The 18991-nt window shown below is 40.8% G+C and carries 18 protein-coding genes and 1 pseudogene; 10 read left to right on the top strand and 9 right to left on the bottom strand.

All coding sequences use genetic code 11. The features are described 5' to 3' along the window. The first annotated feature begins 137 nt into the window (after positions 1-137). The 3 genes from HYU97_09665 (at position 138) to HYU97_09655 (ending at position 2252) form a co-directional block, all read left to right on the top strand. Positions 138-1310 carry a DUF4116 domain-containing protein gene (locus tag HYU97_09665; protein MBI2337009.1) on the top strand — a complete coding sequence of 391 codons (1173 nt, stop codon included), beginning with the start codon at positions 138-140 and terminating at the stop codon, positions 1308-1310. Between the two features lie 361 nt (positions 1311-1671). After that, complete coding sequence (locus tag HYU97_09660; protein ID MBI2337008.1) at positions 1672-1881, top strand: hypothetical protein; 210 nt, start codon at positions 1672-1674, stop codon at positions 1879-1881. Further along, positions 1878-2252 (top strand): PIN domain-containing protein, encoded by a 375-nt coding sequence (locus tag HYU97_09655; protein MBI2337007.1) that lies wholly within the window; start codon positions 1878-1880, stop codon positions 2250-2252. Before HYU97_09660 ends, HYU97_09655 begins: the two co-directional genes overlap by 4 nt. A gap of 204 nt (positions 2253-2456) precedes the next feature. Here HYU97_09655 and HYU97_09650 read toward each other — a convergent pair whose 3' ends face one another. The 3 genes from HYU97_09650 to HYU97_09640 all read right to left on the bottom strand — a co-directional run bounded on the left by HYU97_09650 (position 2457) and on the right by HYU97_09640 (position 3788). Further along, the gene (locus HYU97_09650) at positions 2457-3272 is read right to left on the bottom strand and encodes a tetratricopeptide repeat protein (GenBank protein ID MBI2337006.1); all 816 of its coding nucleotides are present in this window, start codon (positions 3270-3272) and stop codon (positions 2457-2459) included. Further along, a complete protein-coding gene (locus HYU97_09645; protein MBI2337005.1) occupies positions 3211-3438 on the bottom strand; it encodes a bifunctional hydroxymethylpyrimidine kinase/phosphomethylpyrimidine kinase in 228 nt (75 codons plus the stop codon). The genes HYU97_09650 and HYU97_09645 overlap by 62 nt, the downstream gene beginning before the upstream one ends. A 164-nt stretch (positions 3439-3602) precedes the next feature. Next, entirely contained in the window at positions 3603-3788 is a 186-nt protein-coding gene (locus HYU97_09640; protein ID MBI2337004.1) for a hypothetical protein, read from the bottom strand. A 217-nt stretch (positions 3789-4005) separates the two neighbouring features. Here HYU97_09640 and HYU97_09635 point away from each other — a divergent pair. From HYU97_09635 to HYU97_09625, 3 genes and pseudogenes are all read left to right on the top strand, one after another. Further along, positions 4006-5145, top strand: a pseudogene (locus HYU97_09635) (ATP-binding protein). A gap of 450 nt (positions 5146-5595) precedes the next feature. Then, entirely contained in the window at positions 5596-6939 is a 1344-nt protein-coding gene (locus HYU97_09630; GenBank protein MBI2337003.1) for a DUF4116 domain-containing protein, read from the top strand. Positions 6940-7178: 239 nt separating this feature from the next. Further along, a complete protein-coding gene (locus tag HYU97_09625) occupies positions 7179-8399 on the top strand; it encodes an ATP-binding protein (protein MBI2337002.1) in 1221 nt (406 codons plus the stop codon). Between the two features lie 5 nt (positions 8400-8404). On the opposite strand, the gene HYU97_09620 is transcribed toward HYU97_09625, so the two are convergent. The 6 genes from HYU97_09620 to HYU97_09595 form a co-directional block, all read right to left on the bottom strand. Then, on the bottom strand, positions 8405-9157 hold the full coding sequence (locus HYU97_09620; protein ID MBI2337001.1) for a bifunctional hydroxymethylpyrimidine kinase/phosphomethylpyrimidine kinase: 753 nt from the start codon (positions 9155-9157) through the stop codon (positions 8405-8407). 36 nt (positions 9158-9193) lie between these two features. After that, the gene (gene thiE, locus HYU97_09615) at positions 9194-9838 is read right to left on the bottom strand and encodes a thiamine phosphate synthase (GenBank protein ID MBI2337000.1); all 645 of its coding nucleotides are present in this window, start codon (positions 9836-9838) and stop codon (positions 9194-9196) included. A gap of 265 nt (positions 9839-10103) precedes the next feature. Next, entirely contained in the window at positions 10104-10871 is a 768-nt protein-coding gene (locus tag HYU97_09610; protein ID MBI2336999.1) for a ZIP family metal transporter, read from the bottom strand. Continuing rightward, the gene (locus HYU97_09605; protein ID MBI2336998.1) at positions 10868-12310 is read right to left on the bottom strand and encodes a sigma-54-dependent Fis family transcriptional regulator; all 1443 of its coding nucleotides are present in this window, start codon (positions 12308-12310) and stop codon (positions 10868-10870) included. The genes HYU97_09610 and HYU97_09605 overlap by 4 nt, the downstream gene beginning before the upstream one ends. Before the next feature lie 141 nt (positions 12311-12451). Next, complete coding sequence (locus tag HYU97_09600) at positions 12452-13534, bottom strand: PAS domain-containing protein (GenBank protein ID MBI2336997.1); 1083 nt, start codon at positions 13532-13534, stop codon at positions 12452-12454. Between the two features lie 276 nt (positions 13535-13810). Further along, positions 13811-15022 (bottom strand): protein phosphatase 2C domain-containing protein, encoded by a 1212-nt coding sequence (locus HYU97_09595; protein ID MBI2336996.1) that lies wholly within the window; start codon positions 15020-15022, stop codon positions 13811-13813. 336 nt (positions 15023-15358) lie between these two features. Between HYU97_09595 and HYU97_09590 the strand changes: the two genes are divergently transcribed. The 4 genes from HYU97_09590 to HYU97_09575 all read left to right on the top strand — a co-directional run bounded on the left by HYU97_09590 (position 15359) and on the right by HYU97_09575 (position 18726). Then, positions 15359-15832: a hypothetical protein gene (locus tag HYU97_09590; protein MBI2336995.1), complete on the top strand. Its 474-nt coding sequence runs from the start codon at positions 15359-15361 to the stop codon at positions 15830-15832. A gap of 224 nt (positions 15833-16056) precedes the next feature. Then, positions 16057-16608 (top strand): transcriptional regulator, encoded by a 552-nt coding sequence (locus tag HYU97_09585; GenBank protein MBI2336994.1) that lies wholly within the window; start codon positions 16057-16059, stop codon positions 16606-16608. 130 nt (positions 16609-16738) lie between these two features. Further along, the gene (locus tag HYU97_09580; protein ID MBI2336993.1) at positions 16739-17629 is read left to right on the top strand and encodes an ArsA family ATPase; all 891 of its coding nucleotides are present in this window, start codon (positions 16739-16741) and stop codon (positions 17627-17629) included. Further along, positions 17626-18726, top strand: coding sequence for an ArsA family ATPase (locus tag HYU97_09575; protein MBI2336992.1), 1101 nt, complete (start codon positions 17626-17628; stop codon positions 18724-18726). Before HYU97_09580 ends, HYU97_09575 begins: the two co-directional genes overlap by 4 nt. The last annotated feature ends 265 nt before the right edge of the window (positions 18727-18991 follow it).

Genomic DNA, 18991 nt, shown 5'->3' with positions numbered 1-18991 from the left:
AATATTGACTCAGCGAGTTATCTAATTTTGTACAAATTATAATTTTTTTACAAATTCCTCAAAATTTCTAGCAACTTTTTCTCAAAACGATGGAGATCCCCGACAGAGTCAGGAGGGATATAATATGGGGGGGAGATATGAATTGCAATTCTGGTTACTCGATCAGTGGCGTTTGCGTCAGCGCCGATAAATTCCAAAAATCTATAGCAGGTATTAAAGAACATGTTGAACGATCTGGGCCACCTTCTAAACTTTCAACGGCGATTGGAACAAAATTAGATACCTTTATTCTAGATAAAGACCTGTCACTTGAAGAACTTAAATATATATTGAACCAGGATAAAATCCTTCAAACGGCAAGACGAGTACCTAAACGAGAGCCAGTAAGAGGGTTCTTCATTGACAATATGGGACTTTTATTCTTGCAAGAACAAACTCACGATGTCGATTATGTCATTAAACTCTGTAAATTGGGCCTCATTGATGGGGTTATTGATTATTTATCCACCGAACGAAGTTATCCAAACACCCTGCAAGATCCAAAATTTAAAAATTATGTCTCAGGCCAAACCAAGCATCTTCTCGAATACGACGCAGCTAGGGCATTGTTAGAGGCAAATCCTGAAGATACTGAGTTTCAACGATGGATCGTTCATAAAGAACCGGCACTTTATAACCTCGCCAACCCCGAAGTTAAGAAAGATCGTGAGCTAGCCTTAGCCTTCGTAAAAGATAATTATCGTAATTATGAAGATCTCCCCACAGAGTTAAAAGAAGATGCCGAAATTTCAGATGAGTATCACGATATAGCTCCACGTGGAGGCATATTTATTGGAATGGACACAGGGTTCGTTATCCATAAAGATCTTGCGGTTGTCACACCTGTCCTAGGCATAACTTATTCCTTTGCTGGTCCCAATCACTGGGGATTTGGGTTTACTTTGCTTGGCACGTTGCCAGAGGAGGGACCCAAGTCTAGTAATATTAATATTTCAGTTAGTTATAGTCTTCTCCCAAATCGCACTGCTCATGAATTTCCTTTCTTGGACCTTCGCCTTGCCTGGCCTTTCGGAGTAAAAATACAGGAAGAGGGAGGAACAGATTACGTCTATCCTACCACTGGATTAGGATTAGAACTAACTATTAATCCGGATATTCCTTATGGTGATCCCGTACCTTTGCTTAAAACCGGTGTGAAATTCTTATGCACTCCTCCCGGAGATGAAACTTTGCCTTGTTCGATTCAGATAGTGTTTGGTTTAAATTTCCTTACGCCAATTATAGCAGCATTATCAGCAGCTCAATCATGACGGAGGTATGGTTTTGCTTATTTGTTCTAAAGGGTAAAAAGCGAAATAGGATTGTTTAAGCCTTTCTATAATCCCATCGATTGCAATGCCTCAGTCTTGCAGGGAGAGCACTTGGGTTGTTGAGGAAGCCATTGCTTGGAGTGGCGGGGCCCCAATGCGGGCTAGCCGGCGAGGATGCGCCGAGGCCCTCCGCAGGCGGGAACGCGGAAGGCTTCCGTGCCGGCTAGCCCCATTAGGGTCGCCACGGAAAGCACGGCTGACGAAACAACCCAAGTGCTCTCCCTGCAAGACTGAGGCATTGCAATCGATTTATTTTGCCATATTGACTTATGGTATTTAAGATGGTATTTTGTTTTTTGAAATGAGAAATACTTATAAAAAAATTACCATCCAAATCCCTAAGCAATTACTTAACCATGCCCTTGAATCTTCGAGGTTGGGCATTACCCAAACCATTGCCCAAGGATTAAAATTAGTGGCTGCTAGCCATGCCTATGAAAAACTTAAAAACCTGCGTGGAAAAGTCAAATTTAATCTCAATCTAAAAAAATTACGGGAAGATCGTACGTGATTGCAATCGATACGAGTTCTTTGATTGCCTTTTTATCAGGCTCTAAAGGTCCCGATGTTGAATGGGTCGATAAAGTTTTAACCGATAAAATAGGGGTATTGCCACCGGTAGTTTTAACCGAATTGCTAAGTGATGCCTCTTTACCCAAAACAACTTTAGAACTTTTCACCCAACTCCCTTTGTTAAACCTTTCTACTCATTATTGGAATAACGCTGGCTTATTAAGAGCAAAAATCATCTCAGGTGGTTTTAAAGCAAGGTTGGCGGACACTTTAATTGCCCAAGCTTGCATTGAAAACACTGTGGCATTAATCACACGCGACAAAGATTTTCGTCATTTCCAAAAATACGGCGGATTAAAGTTACTGTAAAATTCCCGGTTCTTTATAGCACCATGCTCAGTAAAAACATTAGGTAACGCTGTCGAATGTTTAAGCTTCTTGAACCGGTCGCAATTTGCGACCAGTTCATCCCGCTCTTTTCCAGTCATCGGTACAAGATCTATCATAGCCTTTACCTCCTCTGTATTGAGGCAAAGGCAAAACTCATGCCAATCTTCTATTCAAAGACAGCTGTTAGCGGGATGACATTCCGATTTTTTCATACAGAAGGCTGGCTTCCTTATCAAAACCTTGTTTTTTATAAACATCTGCTAATTTTTTAATTGCTTCAGCTACATCTGAATCATTAGGTGCTATTTTTAGCGCTTTTTGATAAAGCTCCTTAGCCTGATTATACTCACGTTGGAGGACATAATTTTTTGCCAACGCTAATAAATCTATGGTTAACGAAATGAGATTTTCTTCGGCTTTATCTTTTTCATATTCTTCTTTATCAGATTCAAGTACTCGCTTAAAAAATGGTTCTGCTTCCGTATAACGCCCTTGCGCTTGATAACAATCTGCCAAACTATAAAACGCCGTAATTAGAAGTTGAGGTGCTTGAGCACGTTCAAGCAATTGGATTGATCGTTTTAAAGCCTCTTCCGCTTCAGAATATTTTTTCTGTTCTACATACACTGCGCCTAAATTATTAAGCGCTATACCTACATCTGGATGGTTTGCACCTAATCTTTTTTCTTCATTACCTAATGCCCTGATTAACAATTCTTCTGCTTTATTCAAATTGCCATTGATCCTATAGATATCTGCCAAATTTTCATTTGAAACAGTAATTGCTTCGTGGCCAGAGGAAAAATTCCCTTCGGCAAACTGCAAAGCCAATTTCCAGGCTCGCATAGCATCATCATATTGTTTGCGATCAGTAAACTCGGCAGCATTAGTAGCTAATTGTTCCCATTGTTCTTCTTTATTTTTACTCGCACTACAATCAACTAAAATTATTGCAAAGAAAGCTAGACTTACGAAAAAAAATATTTTTTTTAATTTCATTAGAACTCCCATAGAATATATTTTTTGCTAATTTAAACGATTGGGGCAAGGCCTTTCCTGAAAATAAATGCCCTGCTAGGCTACTTGCAAAACGACAGCCACTGCCGTGAAATTTACCTTTCAGCCTTTTGCCACCCAATTGATAAATTTTTTCTCCATCATACAAAATATCAATGGGCTCACCCGGGAAAAAAGATCACATGACGGAGGTATTGAAAAATATGACGAAGGAACAATAAATAAATTGAACCCACCGAGCCTCACCTTTCATATGAAGAGGAACAACAGGCCCATAAGTTTGACCACCCAGTTTTTTGTATGGGAAAATCATCAGATCTTTAAAAGTAACGGCGGGGCTGATTTAGCGGGGATATAAAAAATACCAATCTCTTTATCTTTAGCAATTCCTTTTTCGGCCTTTCTAAAAACCTTGAGCTGATCCTTTCCCGAAGCAACAACACGCCCATCAACCACACCCACATATCGGCCTGGGTATCGCGGTTTAAGCCGTCCCATAAGTTTTGAAAGCTAATCCTTTTTCATACCGTCGATCGTTATAAGAAAACCTAGGAGTTTGACAAGGGGGAAATATGCGATGCGATTCTGGTCATTCGATCAACAAAGATCATGATGGAGGTATGGTTTTGCTTATTTGGTATTTGCTTATTTGGTTGTATAATCCCAAAATATACGATAAATTGGGATTGTGATACCGAGAATATTAACTATACAAAATAATTACAGTTTTTTTCTCTTTGGGCCAAGAGGATCGGGGAAATCAACCCTTTTAAAGCAGCATTTTAGTGTTATGCCCAATACAATCTGGGTTGATTTACTCGATCCTGATGAAGAGGCTCTTTTTCAAACGGATCCCAACGAACTAACAAGAAGGGTCATGCATCTGCCTCCCCAATCCTGGGTTATCATCGATGAAGTTCAAAAATCCCCCAAACTTTTAAACCTTGTTCACAAACTCATTGAAGAAAAAAAAATATATTTTGCGCTTTCAGGTTCTTCAGCACGAAAACTCAAACGGGGAGCGGCCAACCTTCTTGCCGGAAGGGCTTTTGTCTACCAACTTTTTCCTTTTTCATCTTTAGAATTAAAACAAGATTTTCAACTGCAGGAGGTCTTGGAATGGGGCAGTCTTCCAAAAGTTGTAGAGTTTAAAAATCAAGTTGATAAAAAACTATTTCTGCACGCCTACGCCACCACCTATTTGAAAGAAGAAATCCAAGCTGAACAAATTGTGCGAAATTTGCCCGCTTTCCGAAAGTTTTTAGAAGTGGCAGCACAAATGAATGGTCAACCGTTGAATTACTCAAAAATTGCGCGAGACATTAATCTGGATCATTCTGTCGTTAGAAATTACTATGAGATTTTAGAAGATACTTTAGTTGGCTTTCACTTACCATCCTATGATGAGTCATTGCGCAAACAGCAACGCAAGGCATCTAAGTTTTATTTCATTGACTGCGGCATTAAGCGTGCTCTGGACAAGATGCTTGAAGTGCCCCTTCGACCAAAAACATATGAATATGGTCGTGCCTTTGAGCATTTCTTGATTTTGGAATTTTTTAAACTATGTCAATACCGCAAGCACGATGAAGAACTCTATTACTTGCAAACCAAAGACGGAGTTGAGATTGACTTAATTATCAAACGTCCAGGGAAACGTACGTTGTTCATCGAAATAAAATCAACTGATCATCTTACTCAGAAAGATTTTACTTCCCTTGAAAAAATAACTACCCATACAAAAAATATTGATGCCTTTGTCTTGTCACTGGACCCACATCGAAAAACAGCGGGAAATGTTCAAGCCTTTCATTGGCAAGAATTTCTGCAGTTATTTCAAAATGATCATTTATAGAATATATTTTTTGCTAATTTAAACGATTGGGGCAAGGCCTTTCCTAAAAATAAATGCCCTGCTAATGGGGTTTTCTTCTTTGCGGAAATTTTTACCTAAAATCCATTTTGCCTCGGGTAGATTGGGAGTCCATAGGTTCACCACCGACAATATTTTTTTTAGTTCAGGTGAAAAGTTTTTAATAAAAGATCATGACGGAGGTATTGAAAAATATGACGAAGGAACAATGCTTCCTCCGCCATATGATTCTACAAGATTCTACAATATGATTCTCTATACCCCAATATCTACAAATATTGACTCGGCGAGTTATCTAATTTTGTACAAATTATTTTTTTACAAATTCCTCAAAATTTGTAGCAACTCTTTTGGAAAACCACTGAGACCCCGCCTAGAACAAGTTAATATTCAGAACTGGTCAACCACTCATTAACAAAGTCAGGGGGGAATATGAGATGCGAATCTGGTTACTCGATCAATGGCGTTTGTGTCAGCGCCGATAAATTCCAAAAATCTGTAGCATATATTGAAAAAGACTTACACAAGGGATGCTTTTATGATTATAAACGTGATGAGGCATCTTCAGTTGCTAAAAAATTAGATGCCTTTATTCTTGACCAAGACCTGTCACATGAAGAATTAAAACTTCTATTAGAAGGCCCCTGCATTTCTGAGAACCTAGTGATGCCAAATGGTTTAGTCGACACCATAGAGGAAGTTCTTAATACTTATAAGAAAGTTTTCGATCCCAATACTTACTATACTTACCATAAAGTTTCCCTTCTCTTTTTTGCCTTGGCTGACGATAATTTTTTCTCCCAACCTAATTTCATTAAAGAAATCCTTCGATCAGCAACAAGCGCGTCTGAACGAGAGAAAATAATAGAGTTCTTTCGTGAGAATATTGAACTTTTATTCTTGCAAGAACAAACCCATCACAATCCCGATTATGTCATTGAACTCTGTAAATTGTTTCCCATTAACGAGGTCGTTGGTTATTTATCCAAACAAAGTTATCCGAACGTCCTACAAAATCAAAAATTTAAAGGTTATATCTCACAACAACCGCCCGAACACGCTTACGCTGCTAAGGTATTGCTCGAGGCAAATCCTGAAGATACCGAGTTTCAACGACAGATCGTTCGTAAAAACCCAGCAGCTTATCCTCTCGCCAACCCCGAAGTTAAGAAAGATCGTGAACTAGCCTTAGCCGCCGTAAACCATAATTATAATGTTTATGAAAGCCTCTCCACAGAGTTAAAAGAAGATCCCGAAATTTCTTCGCTATTTCAGCAAAAAACAGATGAACATTACGGGGAGCTTCGACAGAAAACCATTTCTGTGGAGTGGACTACAGGTGTCGCAATCTATAAAGACCTTGGGCTTGTCCTTGGCCTGACAGCCTCCCTTAACGGTCGCTGGGGAATCGGGATTTCTTTGCTTCAAGGATCTGATTTTGGTGATTATCATATTTCACCTAGTTATAGTCTTTTGCCAAATCGCACTGCTTATGAATATAGTTTCTTGGACCTTCGCCTTGCCCTGCCCTTGGGAATAAAAACACAGGACGAGGGAGGAGGAGTTAGGGCCGACTTCGCCACTGGATTAGCATTAGAACTAAGCATTAATCCGGGTATTCCTAATGTAGATGGCTTACCTTTGCTCAAAACCGGCGTGCAATTCTTATGTACTCCTTTCAAAGATGAAACTTTCCCTTGTTCGATTCAATTAACGTTGGGTGTAAATTTCATGACGATACTTCCAGGGCTTCTATTGATATTCCCACCGGATTAGAAAATTAAAGTAAAAGCATTAAAAGCATGACGAAGGTACGATTCTGCTACTGATTCCAAACTAGGGATCGTCCAAAAATCGTACCTTCGTCATTAACTGCCTCTATGAGACAAATTTCGTGGCATACGGGGTAAGGATTTCTTTGAGGTAGCAACAGGATTCCATCTTAAAAAATGACTTTTTTTAGTAATATATTAAAAAAGTCGTGACTTTTTAAAGTATTTATTTAAAATAGTCAGATGAGTTCTTACCGCTATTTATCTCACTATCTGCAGACTCATCCGCAAGATTTGGCAAAAATGGTACTAGTGGCCGGCCCTAGACAAGTTGGCAAAACTACTCTAGTGAAAAGGCTCCCTAAGCTTTTAGGCTATCGTCATTCGTGCTATCTAAACTGGGATATTCCAGAAGATAGAAAAATCCTTAAATCTCCTGATCTACATTTTTTCAGAGAACTCGCAGCTAACCAATCCACCCCCACGCTCATCCTGCTTGACGAAATTCACAAAAATCCTCGCTGGAAAAAATTCTTAAAGGGCCTTTACGATGCCCTCCACGAACAGCTCCATATCGTTGTTACAGGATCAGCAAGACTCGACACCTATCGTCGTGGTGGAGACAGTCTTATGGGGAGATATTGGTTGTTTCACCTCTTTCCACTAACAATTGCAGAAGTTAACAAAAACTCTCAATTCAAATTACCTAATCCTATTAACCATCAAGTAAAAAAAGAGAATTACCAGGTTTATCATCAATTATTTCAGCAGGGAGGATTTCCTGAGCCCCTATTTAAATTAAATGCCACCCAACATGCTCGATGGTCTCATTTACGCAAAGAAACTTTGGTTAAAGAGGACTTGCGCGATTTAAGTCGCATTCAAGAATTAGAGGGCATCCACACATTAATGGAATTATTACCCAACAAAGTGGGTTCCCCTTTATCCTTGCAATCTTTACTCGAAGATCTCGAGATTTCTCATCCCACTCTTAAAAATTGGCTGCGCTGGCTTAGGCATCTTTACTATTATTTTAGTATCCCTGTTTATTCAAAGAAATTGATTCGCTCTTTGAAAAAGGAGCAAAAAATTTACCTTTATGACTGGGCCAATATTAATGACCCCGGAGTTCGATTTGAAAATTTAGTGGCTCTCCATTTATACAAGGCAGTTACCGTTTATCGTGAAATGCTGGGCGCTCCTTTAGAACTTTATTATCTACGAGATAAGGAGAAACGCGAAGTCGATTTTTTGGTTTTAAAAGCTAAAACACCTTGGCTGATGATTGAAAGTAAACTGAATAACGAATCTAATCCAAAACAATTAAAATATTACAGTGAAAGGCTTAAACCCGAGCACGCTATCCTCTTGTACCATCAATCAACCAAGCCGGAATGGAAATATTATCATAACATGAAATACTGGCAAACCGATGCTGCAACCTTTTTTGCGCAGTGGTTATAAATTTACTAATTTTTTGAAGTAAACAAATTTTTAGATAACTTCACTGCCTGAAATAAAGACTCATCTAAAAACAAATGCCCTGCTAGGCTGCTTGCAAAACGACAGCCACTGCCGTGAAATTTTCCCTTCAGTCTTTTGCCCCCAGATTGGTAAATTTTTTCTCCGTCATACAAAACATCAATGGGTTCACCTGGCAAATGCCCACCTTTTAATATCACGGCTTTCTGTAGAGATTTTTGGGGAGATAAGATGGGGTATAATAATTTTGCAATCAAAATGGGGTTTTCTTCTTTGGGGAAATTTTTACCTAAAATCCATTTTGCTTCGGGCAAATTAGGGATCCATAGGTTCACGACCAACAACAATTTTTTGAGTTCAGGTGAAAAGTTTTTAACATCAATTAAATAAGGGCCTGCACTTGCCCTCCAAATGGGATCCCAAATTACAATCCTAGGGTGACAAGCGCGAACGAATTTTAGCAAAACATCAACTAATTTCACAGAACCGAGCATGCCTATTTTAACCACGACGGGTTCATACGCACCAAGCAAAGCTTTTAGCTGCTCAGAAAGTTCTTTTGCACTCACCGCGCGATAACTTAAAAATTTCGCTGCCACTTGGTAAGTATTGGCCGTAATGGCATGAACCGAAGGAACTTTTAGTTTTTGTAACACTTGAAAATCGGCCAACACCCCTGCCCCGCCACTGGGGTCAAATCCACCGATTGTTAAGACCACTCGTTTTTTGTTTTTTTTCATATGAAGAAGATTCTTCGCCTTCGGCTCTGAATGACATCAAAAGGTTTCTCTGGCCGAAATGATTTTAATTAATTCACGAACTCTAGCTTCAATATTTTTTGCTCCTAGGATCTCGGTAATCATCGCCACAGCAGCAACGCCCGTTGCTAATACCGCTGGTAATTTTTTTTGATTAATTCCACCAATGGCCACCAGTGGCACCGATAATTGTTGCACTAATGTTTTTAAAACCTCTAACCCACAAACCGGGTGGCCAAGACCCTTCGTAGCAGTTGGATAAACCGCGCCCATGGCTACATAATCAGCCCCTAGCTTTTGCGCTTGTAATGCTTCTTCAAGGCTATGAGAAGAATAACCAATGATTTTTTCATGCCCTATTTTTTGTCGCACTTGTGGAATACTCCCATCATCAACCCCCATGTGCACCCCATCGGCCCCCACTTCCAAAGCAAGGTCAAAATAATCATTCACAATAAACGTAAATTCAAACTCTTGCTTCAAAGCTACGATAGCCTTGGCAATCGTAGAAATTTCGTGGGCAGTATAGCCTGCTTTGATGCGCAGTTGCAGGATCTTCCCCCCACCTTTTAATATAGCCCGGCAAACCTTAACCGGATCTTGCTCCACACTAAACCGCGGATCAAAAATCGCATATAACCCATGAATAACTTTTTTTTGCATAAAAATGCTATTACTCTAAACTCACCAAATATTTGCAGAGAAGTCTTTTCGAGGTGGGGGGAGGTCAAGGGAGAGCCTTTTAGCGAGGGCGGACGTAGGAGGGTAATATAAATGCTGTCATTGCGAGCCCAACGGGCGTGGCAATCTCACCGGTTAAACCGAGGAGATTGCTTCGTCGCAGACTCCTCGCAATGACAGAAGCCCTCCTTAAGCCGACCGGGCGCGGGCTCTCCCTTGACCTCCCCCCACCTCGAAAAGACGTGGCTCAATGAATTGAAATTTTGTGCACCACCCACATAATCCCAATCCCCCCCATAAAGCTCAAAAAAGTCTGCCAGCGTGAACTGGAAAGGCGATGAATTTCAGGGATCAAATCGGTTAAGCAAATTTCTAAAAAGGTGCCGGCTGCAAAACCTAGCGCTAAGCCTAAGTAGTAACTCTCGTTGATCCCCCCCACCACAAAGAAAGCCAACAAGGCGCCTATTGGCACCATGGCCCATAATAAAATATTTGAAGCAACCACCTTAATGCGACTAAATTGACTATGCAATAAAATCGAAGTTAAACTAAAGGCCTCGGGGGTCTTATGGGCAAACACCGCAATAAAAACTACTAAGCCTAAACTAACACTGAGCAATCCACTACCCAAGGCAAAGCCATCAATTAAAGAATGAAGCGCCAAGCCTATAAAAGCTGCAATACCAATTTTATGGACTTCGCAATCAAGCGACAAGCTTTCACAAATATGAACCGTAACAAATTTTTCGACCACAAACAAAAAAACAAACCCGGCCAATACTGCAAAACTTGCAGTCTCACCCACTAAATGAATCGAACCTGGAATAAGATGCAAGAAAGAAGAACCCAGCATCAGCCCGGCTGAAAAACTTAAGAAAATGGGGAAACGCTCTCGTTTGTAATGGCGGAGGGCTGGCAAAATCCCCCCTATTAAAATAGCAAAGCCAATCACTAAGGTAAAAAGTGATAAATCCCGAATAAACACGGAGAAATTGACTACTGATTCAAAATTCATAGATTATCTTTCACCATAATTTGCAATTCCCGGATTTTTTTCCTAAGCGTATTGCGGTTAATGCCTAATACTTTCGCGGTTCGAATTTGATTACCATTTAATTTATTAAGCACTAATTTAATTAAAGGCCGCTCAGCCATGGTAATGATCGTCTGGTAAAGATCTTCCACATCCAATTCTTCAAATCGATCTAAAAATTTTTGGATTTTGTTTTCGATTAGTTCTTCTAAATGCATTTGCTCAAAATCTTTATAAACATTACCTCGATTGTCGACCCCCAAGAATGGGGCAAAATCCGCAACATCTAAGGTGTCATTGCTAGACAAAATAGCCGCACGTTTTAATACATTTTCTAATTCTCTAATATTACCTGGCCAACGATAATTTTCGAGCAATTTAAGACTGCCCTCCGTACACTTTTTATAAGCACCTCCATGTTCTTGGGCTAATCTTTTTAGAAAATAATTAGCTAAAATTGAAATATCTTCTTTCCTGTCTCGCAAAGGTGGCACATAGATCGGGATTACATTTAAACGAAAATACAAATCTTCACGAAAAGATTTGTCCGCTACCTTTTTTTCTAAATCTTGATGGGTTGCCGAAATAACCCGCACATCAATAGGGCGTGGATCTTCTTGGCCTAATCGCTGAATTTCTCTTTCTTGTAATACCCGTAATAATTTAGCCTGTAAGACTAAAGGCATGTCCCCAATTTCATCTAAAAACACCGTCCCGCCATTGGCACGCTCAAAATAACCCATGCGATCTTCATGAGCACCAGTAAAGGCACCCTTCACATAACCAAACAACTCACTTTCTAACAAATCTTTCGGAATAGCTGCACAATTCACGGCTACGAAGGGCCCCTTGGCTCTCGCACTATTTTGATGAATTGATTTAGCAATGAGTTCTTTGCCTGTTCCCGATTCTCCAAAGATCAGCACGCTGACATCATTATTAGAGACGCGGCCAATCATTTTATAAATATCTTTGATGGGCTTGGACTGGCCGATGATCTTAGTCTCGGGGTCTAAATTTCCAAGATTATTTTTTAAACCAACCGTCTCAAGGCTGGCTTGCTTAGATTTTAAAGCCTTCTCAACCAAGGTTTCCAATTCTTCCAAATCAAAGGGTTTGGTTAAATAATCAAAGGCCCCTCGCTTCATGGCTTCTACAGCATTCTTCATAGTATCTTGAGCGGTCATGACAATAAAACTAATCTTAGGTTTGGTTTGACGAATTGTTTGCATCAAATCTAACCCTGAAACAGATGGCAGATTAATATCGAGAATAACCACATCAAAATCTTGTTGCTCTAATTTACGCAAGGCCAACTCACCATCACTAGCCGCCTCTACTTCGTAGCCTTTTTTGTGAAACAATTTTTTTAAAATCGTACGCAAACTCAATTCATCTTCGATGATTAATAATCTTGCCATAACAACTCACCTTTCTATGGGGACCTCTAAAAAGGGTCCAGATGCAAGGCGCCCGCAAAGCCGCGACCGGAGCGTATATGGAAATACGTGAGGATCGCGGCTTTGTGGGCAACGCCGCAGATGGGCCCTTTTTAGAGGTCCCTAAACGCTCTTTAGAAAAACTTGCACCGTTGTGCCTTGCTTTGCTTCGCTTTCAATACGCAATTGCCCTCCACAATCATGAATAATCTTTTGCGAGATCATAAGCCCCAATCCCGTACCTTTGGATTTAGTAGAGAAAAAAGGCGCAAAGAGCGATTTTTTATGTTCATCAGGGATGCCTACCCCCGAATCAATAATCTCCACCTTAACCATGCGTTGCAATCGTTCGCTGGCTTCCTTCACTAAAAAATCCGTCATGATTTTGGTAACAATTTTAATTTCGCCTTCTTGGGGCATAGCATCGACCGCATTCTTTAAAAAATTAAGGAAGGCCTGTTTTAACTCATCTTCACGCCCCCATACTTGGGGGAGGCTGGGGTCCATTTCCAATTGAATTTTAATGCCACGAGCTTTCCATTTTATCCCATGCAAGGTAATAATTTCGTTCAACACCTTGTTAACATTAACGGGTACTAATTTCTTTTTTTTAGGCTTGGTAAAATTTAATAAATCGACAATGAGTTTATCTAAACGATCGACTTCTTTAATAATCATTTGAGGAAATTCTTGGAGTTCGCCCGCATGCACTTCTCGCAAAATCATCTCGGCCGCCGCCCGAATCCCACTCAAAGGATTTTTAATCTCATGGGCAAGACCTGCGGCAATAGTTCCCATTAAAGTTAAGCGGTCATAAAGCCTATGTTCTTCTTCGAACTGTTTAAACGAGGTTATATCTCTAAAAATCAGGATGACCCCTACCTTATGCACCCCTTCTCCAGCCAACAAAGCCCCATGAACTTCTAATAAAATTTTTTTTAAATCCCTTAATTCAAATTCAACTTCACGGATGGTGAAACTCAATTCATCTACCCAACACTGTTGAATCCGTTCGACTAATTCTGGCAGCATTTTAAAAAAATGCCGGTAATCTTTACCTGAAGCCGCCTGTTGGGAAGTACCAAACAACCGCTCCGCCGCTGGATTGAGCGATAAGATCTGCAAATGATCGTCGAGCAACATGACACAATCATTAAGATTGGCCAGCAACCTTTCAAACCCTTTAATGCCCAGCGAAGCAATCATCTACTGGCCTATATTTTAGGCTAAAACACCATTATTTGCCTATTTGGTGAGCACTAATGGGTTTGCTGAGAAAAAACAAGCGTAAAGTCTTTTTGAAAAGTAAGCAGGGCCTAACCTTGTTTGAAAACATTACCAGGAGCGAGCCCGTAGGAGGCATCTGTCATTGCGAGGAGTCTGCGACGAAGCAATCTCCTCGGTTTAACCGGTGAGATTGCTTCGCCCGTTGGGCTCGCAATGACAGAAGTCACTCTTCAAAAAGACGTGGCTTATATTGTCCTAAGGCCGGTACTCGATCAAAAGGATGGAAAAATTATCGGGCTTGGCCCGCAACCCATGCGGCAACACCCCACTCTTCATCCGCCGCTGCGTTTGCCTCCAAATGTTCTCAACGGTTGTAACAGGATTCCCTTGCGCTATCAATTCTACCAATTCATCTAATTGAAAATATAAATCATAAAAATTAGTGGTCACTCCATCGGTGACCAATAAAATCCTATCCCCCGGTTCTAAAGCTACTTCAGTGATCTCCACATCTCGGTGGGCACATAGGTGATCGATTCCCAAGGTACGAGTGAGGATATGGTTGAGATCTCGTGCGGTCACAAAATCTACCAAATGACTTTGCAAGAGATCTTGCCCATGGGTATGATCGTTGGTGGCCTTAAGTAGTTTGCCTTGCCGCACCACCATCGCTTTTACATCACCCACGTGAGCAAATTGAACCTGGCCTTCTTGCAACCTGGCGGCCAAAAAAGATGCCCCCATGGTGGTAGTGGGCCCATCTAAATATAACTTACGACTCCGATAAAGAATGGCATCATTGGCATAAACAAAACCTTGCCCAATGGTATGCCCCCGAGATAAAGCATATTCAAAAAAATCAATGGCCACACAAGAGGCTGTCTCGCCTGCAGCCAACCCACCAATGCCGTCGGCCATGGCAACCACCCTTTGTTCTGGCATCACCAACATGGCATCTTGATTACAAGATTTATAACGCACCCCTAAATCCGTCACCCCTATTACATGATAGGGGCCAAACTTTTGTTCAATAACTCCCATCTGATTATGGCGAATTTTGGTTCCCATCAAAATCCATTCAACTTGAGTGTGTTTCCCCTTGGCCCCCTGAAGATGGTAGCGCAAATTTTCCAAGATCGTTAACAAATGATAATGCCCCTGCATTTCTTGAATTTGATTGGCGATATCTTTATGCCCCCAACGGCGTAACAATCTCAAACCCTCTTCCAATTCATGAAGCAACACTTGGGCTAATAGTACTTTGAGCCCCCCGGATAACGGAATACCGGTTTTGGGATCCACTTTAAAAAAATTAAGAATATAAGAAGGAATTTGTTCGGGAGGTTTTACAAAAATACTTGCGTCATAACGACGATCTTCCTGCAACAAGTTGGGAGTTGAAAGACGCAAATGAGACAACAACCACTTGTTTAAATCAGAAGCTAACATGGAATCAGCCTCGACCATGTTCCACCTTGATAAGAGATTGTTGAAAAGGGTTAAAAGCTAGACCCATTTGCAGGCAAAATCAAGGCTAGTTGCGTCATTTAAGTAATTAGAAGTGACTTTGTCATCGCGAGCCCGAAGGGCGTGGCGATCTCCAACATGCTATGGTGGAGGTTGCTTCGTCGCAGACTCCTCGCAATGACAGCTTTTATAACAAACTATATGTTTTTTAAGTGCTCATGACTCGTCGCTTTCGCGCAAAGGGTTTCGGAAAGCTAAACCCCTAAAACTGAGGCATTACTTATTTAACCCATACTCAACCTTGATTATTTAATCAAAAGCACCTATGAGTCATGCATGGCTAGGCAATTCTTTCATTTTACCAGCCCAGGTTTTTGGTTCGTACATCTACTAGCCTTAAGTTACTGGGCCTATGGGTTCTCCCAAAATAAGGCGGGTAGTCTTACCCTTTTAATTTGTGCAGGCATTTACCTGTTTTCACTGCTCTCGGCCTTCATTCCCTGGCATGGCCTAGGGCAACGTCTTAATACCGGAATCCGCGACTACTTTCAGAAGGCCTTTGTGTATGTTGTCTATGTTAGTTTCACACTACAAATCTTGTACGGTTTAGGTCTTTCTTCATGGGTCTTAATTCCACTTTTTATCGGCTTGCTTCCTGTTGTTGTGGTCGATTGTATTCTACTCTATTTTTACGGCTTTATTGATCATAGCCCACTACCGATCAATTGGTTTTCTCATGGGCACGATCGTAATTCTCAATCTCAAAATAGGAGTAAACTTGAATTTAGTTTTACCCATCGGCGGCTATAATCTGCCCGAAATAGGTCTTATTTTGTTTATTTTATTGATTATCTTTGGTCCCTCGCTTTGGGCCAAGATTTTCAAAAATTGACGCACTTTTAGGCTTAATCTTGCCAAGGTCATAATTTTCTTTCCAAAAACAAGCAATTTCTGTTAATCTAAAAGCAGATTTTCAATTCAAGTTTATTCAATATGACGCAAATCAGTGCGTCAAATTTTTTCAAAGGAACCCCATGGAAAGCAAAACGCGTGTTGTTAAACGGTATCAAAATCGTAAACTCTACGACACTCAAGATAGTTGCTACGTCACCTTAGATGAAATTGGCAATCTAGTTAAAGAAGGTCACGACGTCAAAATCATCGACAATAAAACCGGCGATGATTTAACCAGCGTCACGCTAACTCAAATCATCTTTGAAGAAGAAAAAAAGAAAAAGAGCCTACTTCCCTTGGATATGCTGCGCAAAATTATTCAAAACCCCGGGCAACAGGTAGTTGAGTTTGTTCAAAAGTCAATCCATCAAGGCGTCCATTCTTTTTCCAATGTCAAGGGTGAGGCTGAAAAGGTGTTAGATAAAATCAAAGAAGAACTAGGCGATAGCGGTTCTTTTTTCAAAGATCTTTTTTATCGCACCAACAATGTGGTTGATGAACTGCAAAAAAAAATCGAAGAAAAGTTTCGGTCTAGTCAATCCCAATCGAGTGTAGGTAATGTCAAAGACGAGATTCGCTCTTTGCGTAAAAAGCTCGCCCATTTAGAACGAAAATTAAAAGATTCTAAATAAAAAGTTTTTTAGAAGTTGGCCGTGCTATTTTGGAGACATGCTTGAACGGGCTCCAAAATAGCACGGCCAACTTCTAAAAAACTTTTAGGGTAGACATCCCCTTTAATATCTGTAATTTCCCATTATCCTAATGTCTCTCTTCAATGAATTTTTATCACGCAGAATCTGGTTTGTTACCGGCAAAGGTGGTGTAGGCAAAACCATGCTTGCTGCCGCCTTGGGGAATTTTGCTAGTCAATTTGTCAAAGTTTTATTGGTTGAAATTAATTCTTGCACCCATTTAGGTAACCTCTTGGGCAACACCCAAGTGGGTTACCATGAAACCCCTCTCAAAAAAAATCTCTCTCTTATTCAACTCAACCCCCAAGATTGCTTTCATGAATACGTTTTAAAATACGTTCGTTTTGAAACCTTATATAAAGGTATATTTGACCACCGTTTTGTAAGACATTTTATGGAAGGTACCCCTGGGCTTAATGAATTATTAACCATTGGGAAAATATGGGATTTAGCAGAAGGAGAAAAAAAATACGATTTAGTCATTGTTGATGGCCCCGCCACCGGCCATAGCCTGGCCATGCTCTCAGTACCCGATACAGTCGACCATGCCGTGCGTATGGGCCCACTTAAAAACAAGGCTCATTCCATCGTTAAATTGATTAAAGACCCTACTAAAATGGCGGTTTGGATTGTCACCTTATGCGAAGAAATGCCCGTTAATGAAACCATCGATCTTTTTCAAGAGTTAAAAAAAATCAACATTCCTATTGGCCCCATTTTAGCTAATCGCATGTGGCCTAATTTTTTTATCGAAGCAGAATCACAAAAATTAAAACCCTTTCAAACCGATAATCCTATTTTACGGCATTATTTTAGTCGGCTAGACTTAAACCAAACTTATTTTGACCAACTAAAAAGCTTTTTTAAAAAACACCCCCTAGTGCCCATTCCTCACCTATGGAAACCTGAAACCGATGCTCAAATCCTTCAACAAATCACCGCTTATTGCCAAGAATTATGATGAAAGAACTATTACTAGAAAAAAAAATCCTCATTGTCTGTGGCTCAGGTGGAGTGGGCAAAACAACTCTCTCTGCTACCTTAGCTCTCAACGCGGCTCGCCTCGGGCGACGGGCTATTGTTTTAACTATCGACCCAGCCAAACGTTTGGCTAATTCTTTGGGTTTGAGCCAAATTGGCCATGAGCCTCAAGAGATCGAAGCCAAAGTCTTCAAAGGTTGTGGTATCTCCATGCCAGGGGCCTTGTCGGCCATGATGCTCGACACCAAACGAACCTTTGATACCATCATCGAACGTTACGCCCCGAACGAAGCCACTAAGACAGCCATTCTGAATAACCCCATCTATCACCACCTATCGAACATGGTGGCAGGATCTACTGAATATATGGCCATGGAAAAACTCTACGAGGTTTACTCCAAAGGTGCCTATGACCTTTTAGTATTGGATACTCCACCCACCCAACACGCATTAGATTTTTTAGATGCACCCAGCAAAATGGCAAATTTATTAGGCGATAGTTTATTTAAATTATTACTCAAACCCTCTATCTTTTTAGGAAAAAAATCTTTTCAAGTATTGCAAAGTGGCTCTAAAAAATTATTGCGCGTTCTTGATAAAATTGTAGGATTTGAATTTTTACAAGATCTGTCGGTCTTATTTCTTACCACGGGCGGCATGCTTGAAGGCTTCAAAGAACGGGCCGAAGAAGTAGGGAAAATCTTAAGGCAAGACTCAACTCAATTTCTCTTAGTGGCCACCCCCAATCGCTTAAGTATCCAAGAATCCAAATTCTTTTTAAATAAGATTCAAGAGCTAGAATTGCCCTTTGAAAATTTTATCTTTAACCGAGTTCATTCCCCCTTAGAAAATGCGTGGGTTGCTGAAACGAACCAGATCTTTAACAAATGCGATTGTGTAACCGCCGGCAAAAACTTAATGACCATGTATGAAACCCTAGCCAAACAAGACCGGACTCTTATCAATAAAATGAAATCAGAATTAGCGACCCCCTGCACTTACACCGAGATTAGCCAATTCGAAACCGACATCCACGGCCCCCAGGGCTTAGTCAAAATCGGCAACGCTTTACTTTAATTGAGTCGACCCTGAGATAGACACTGTGTTGGCACAGCCATCGCGGAATCGGCGGGGCCCCCATGCGGGCTAGCCGGCGAGGATGCGCCGAGGCCCCCGCCTCTGGCGGGGGAACGCGGAAGGATTCCGTGCCGGCTAGCCCCATGAGAAGATATGGATGACCTCAGCACTTGCCACCGGGCGCTGGTTAGCCCAATAAGAGAGTGCAACAAAATGGTTTGTTGCAACAACACTTAAGCAAAGGAGGCCATCCATGAAGGAAGGT

The sequence above is a fragment of the Deltaproteobacteria bacterium genome, assembly GCA_016183235.1.
GTDB lineage: Bacteria > UBA10199 > UBA10199 > DSSB01 > JACPFA01 > JACPFA01.
This window is presented reverse-complemented; position numbering and strand designations above follow the sequence as displayed.

Bases quoted from the DNA above. Each gene is read 5' to 3' on its own strand.
- HYU97_09665 (MBI2337009.1), top strand. From the start codon at position 138: ATGAATTGCAATTCTGGTTACTCGATCAGTGGCGTTTGCGTCAGCGCC.
- HYU97_09660 (MBI2337008.1), top strand. From the start codon at position 1,672: ATGAGAAATACTTATAAAAAAATTACCATCCAAATCCCTAAGCAATTA.
- HYU97_09650 (MBI2337006.1), bottom strand. From the start codon at position 3,272: ATGAAATTAAAAAAAATATTTTTTTTCGTAAGTCTAGCTTTCTTTGCA.
- HYU97_09640 (MBI2337004.1), bottom strand. From the start codon at position 3,788: ATGGGACGGCTTAAACCGCGATACCCAGGCCGATATGTGGGTGTGGTT.
- HYU97_09630 (MBI2337003.1), top strand. From the start codon at position 5,596: ATGAGATGCGAATCTGGTTACTCGATCAATGGCGTTTGTGTCAGCGCC.
- HYU97_09625 (MBI2337002.1), top strand. From the start codon at position 7,179: ATGAGTTCTTACCGCTATTTATCTCACTATCTGCAGACTCATCCGCAA.
- HYU97_09620 (MBI2337001.1), bottom strand. From the start codon at position 9,157: ATGAAAAAAAACAAAAAACGAGTGGTCTTAACAATCGGTGGATTTGAC.
- thiE (MBI2337000.1), bottom strand. From the start codon at position 9,838: ATGCAAAAAAAAGTTATTCATGGGTTATATGCGATTTTTGATCCGCGG.
- HYU97_09610 (MBI2336999.1), bottom strand. From the start codon at position 10,871: ATGAATTTTGAATCAGTAGTCAATTTCTCCGTGTTTATTCGGGATTTA.
- HYU97_09605 (MBI2336998.1), bottom strand. From the start codon at position 12,310: ATGGCAAGATTATTAATCATCGAAGATGAATTGAGTTTGCGTACGATT.
- HYU97_09600 (MBI2336997.1), bottom strand. From the start codon at position 13,534: ATGATTGCTTCGCTGGGCATTAAAGGGTTTGAAAGGTTGCTGGCCAAT.
- HYU97_09595 (MBI2336996.1), bottom strand. From the start codon at position 15,022: ATGGTCGAGGCTGATTCCATGTTAGCTTCTGATTTAAACAAGTGGTTG.
- HYU97_09590 (MBI2336995.1), top strand. From the start codon at position 15,359: ATGGCTAGGCAATTCTTTCATTTTACCAGCCCAGGTTTTTGGTTCGTA.
- HYU97_09585 (MBI2336994.1), top strand. From the start codon at position 16,057: ATGGAAAGCAAAACGCGTGTTGTTAAACGGTATCAAAATCGTAAACTC.
- HYU97_09580 (MBI2336993.1), top strand. From the start codon at position 16,739: ATGTCTCTCTTCAATGAATTTTTATCACGCAGAATCTGGTTTGTTACC.
- HYU97_09575 (MBI2336992.1), top strand. From the start codon at position 17,626: ATGATGAAAGAACTATTACTAGAAAAAAAAATCCTCATTGTCTGTGGC.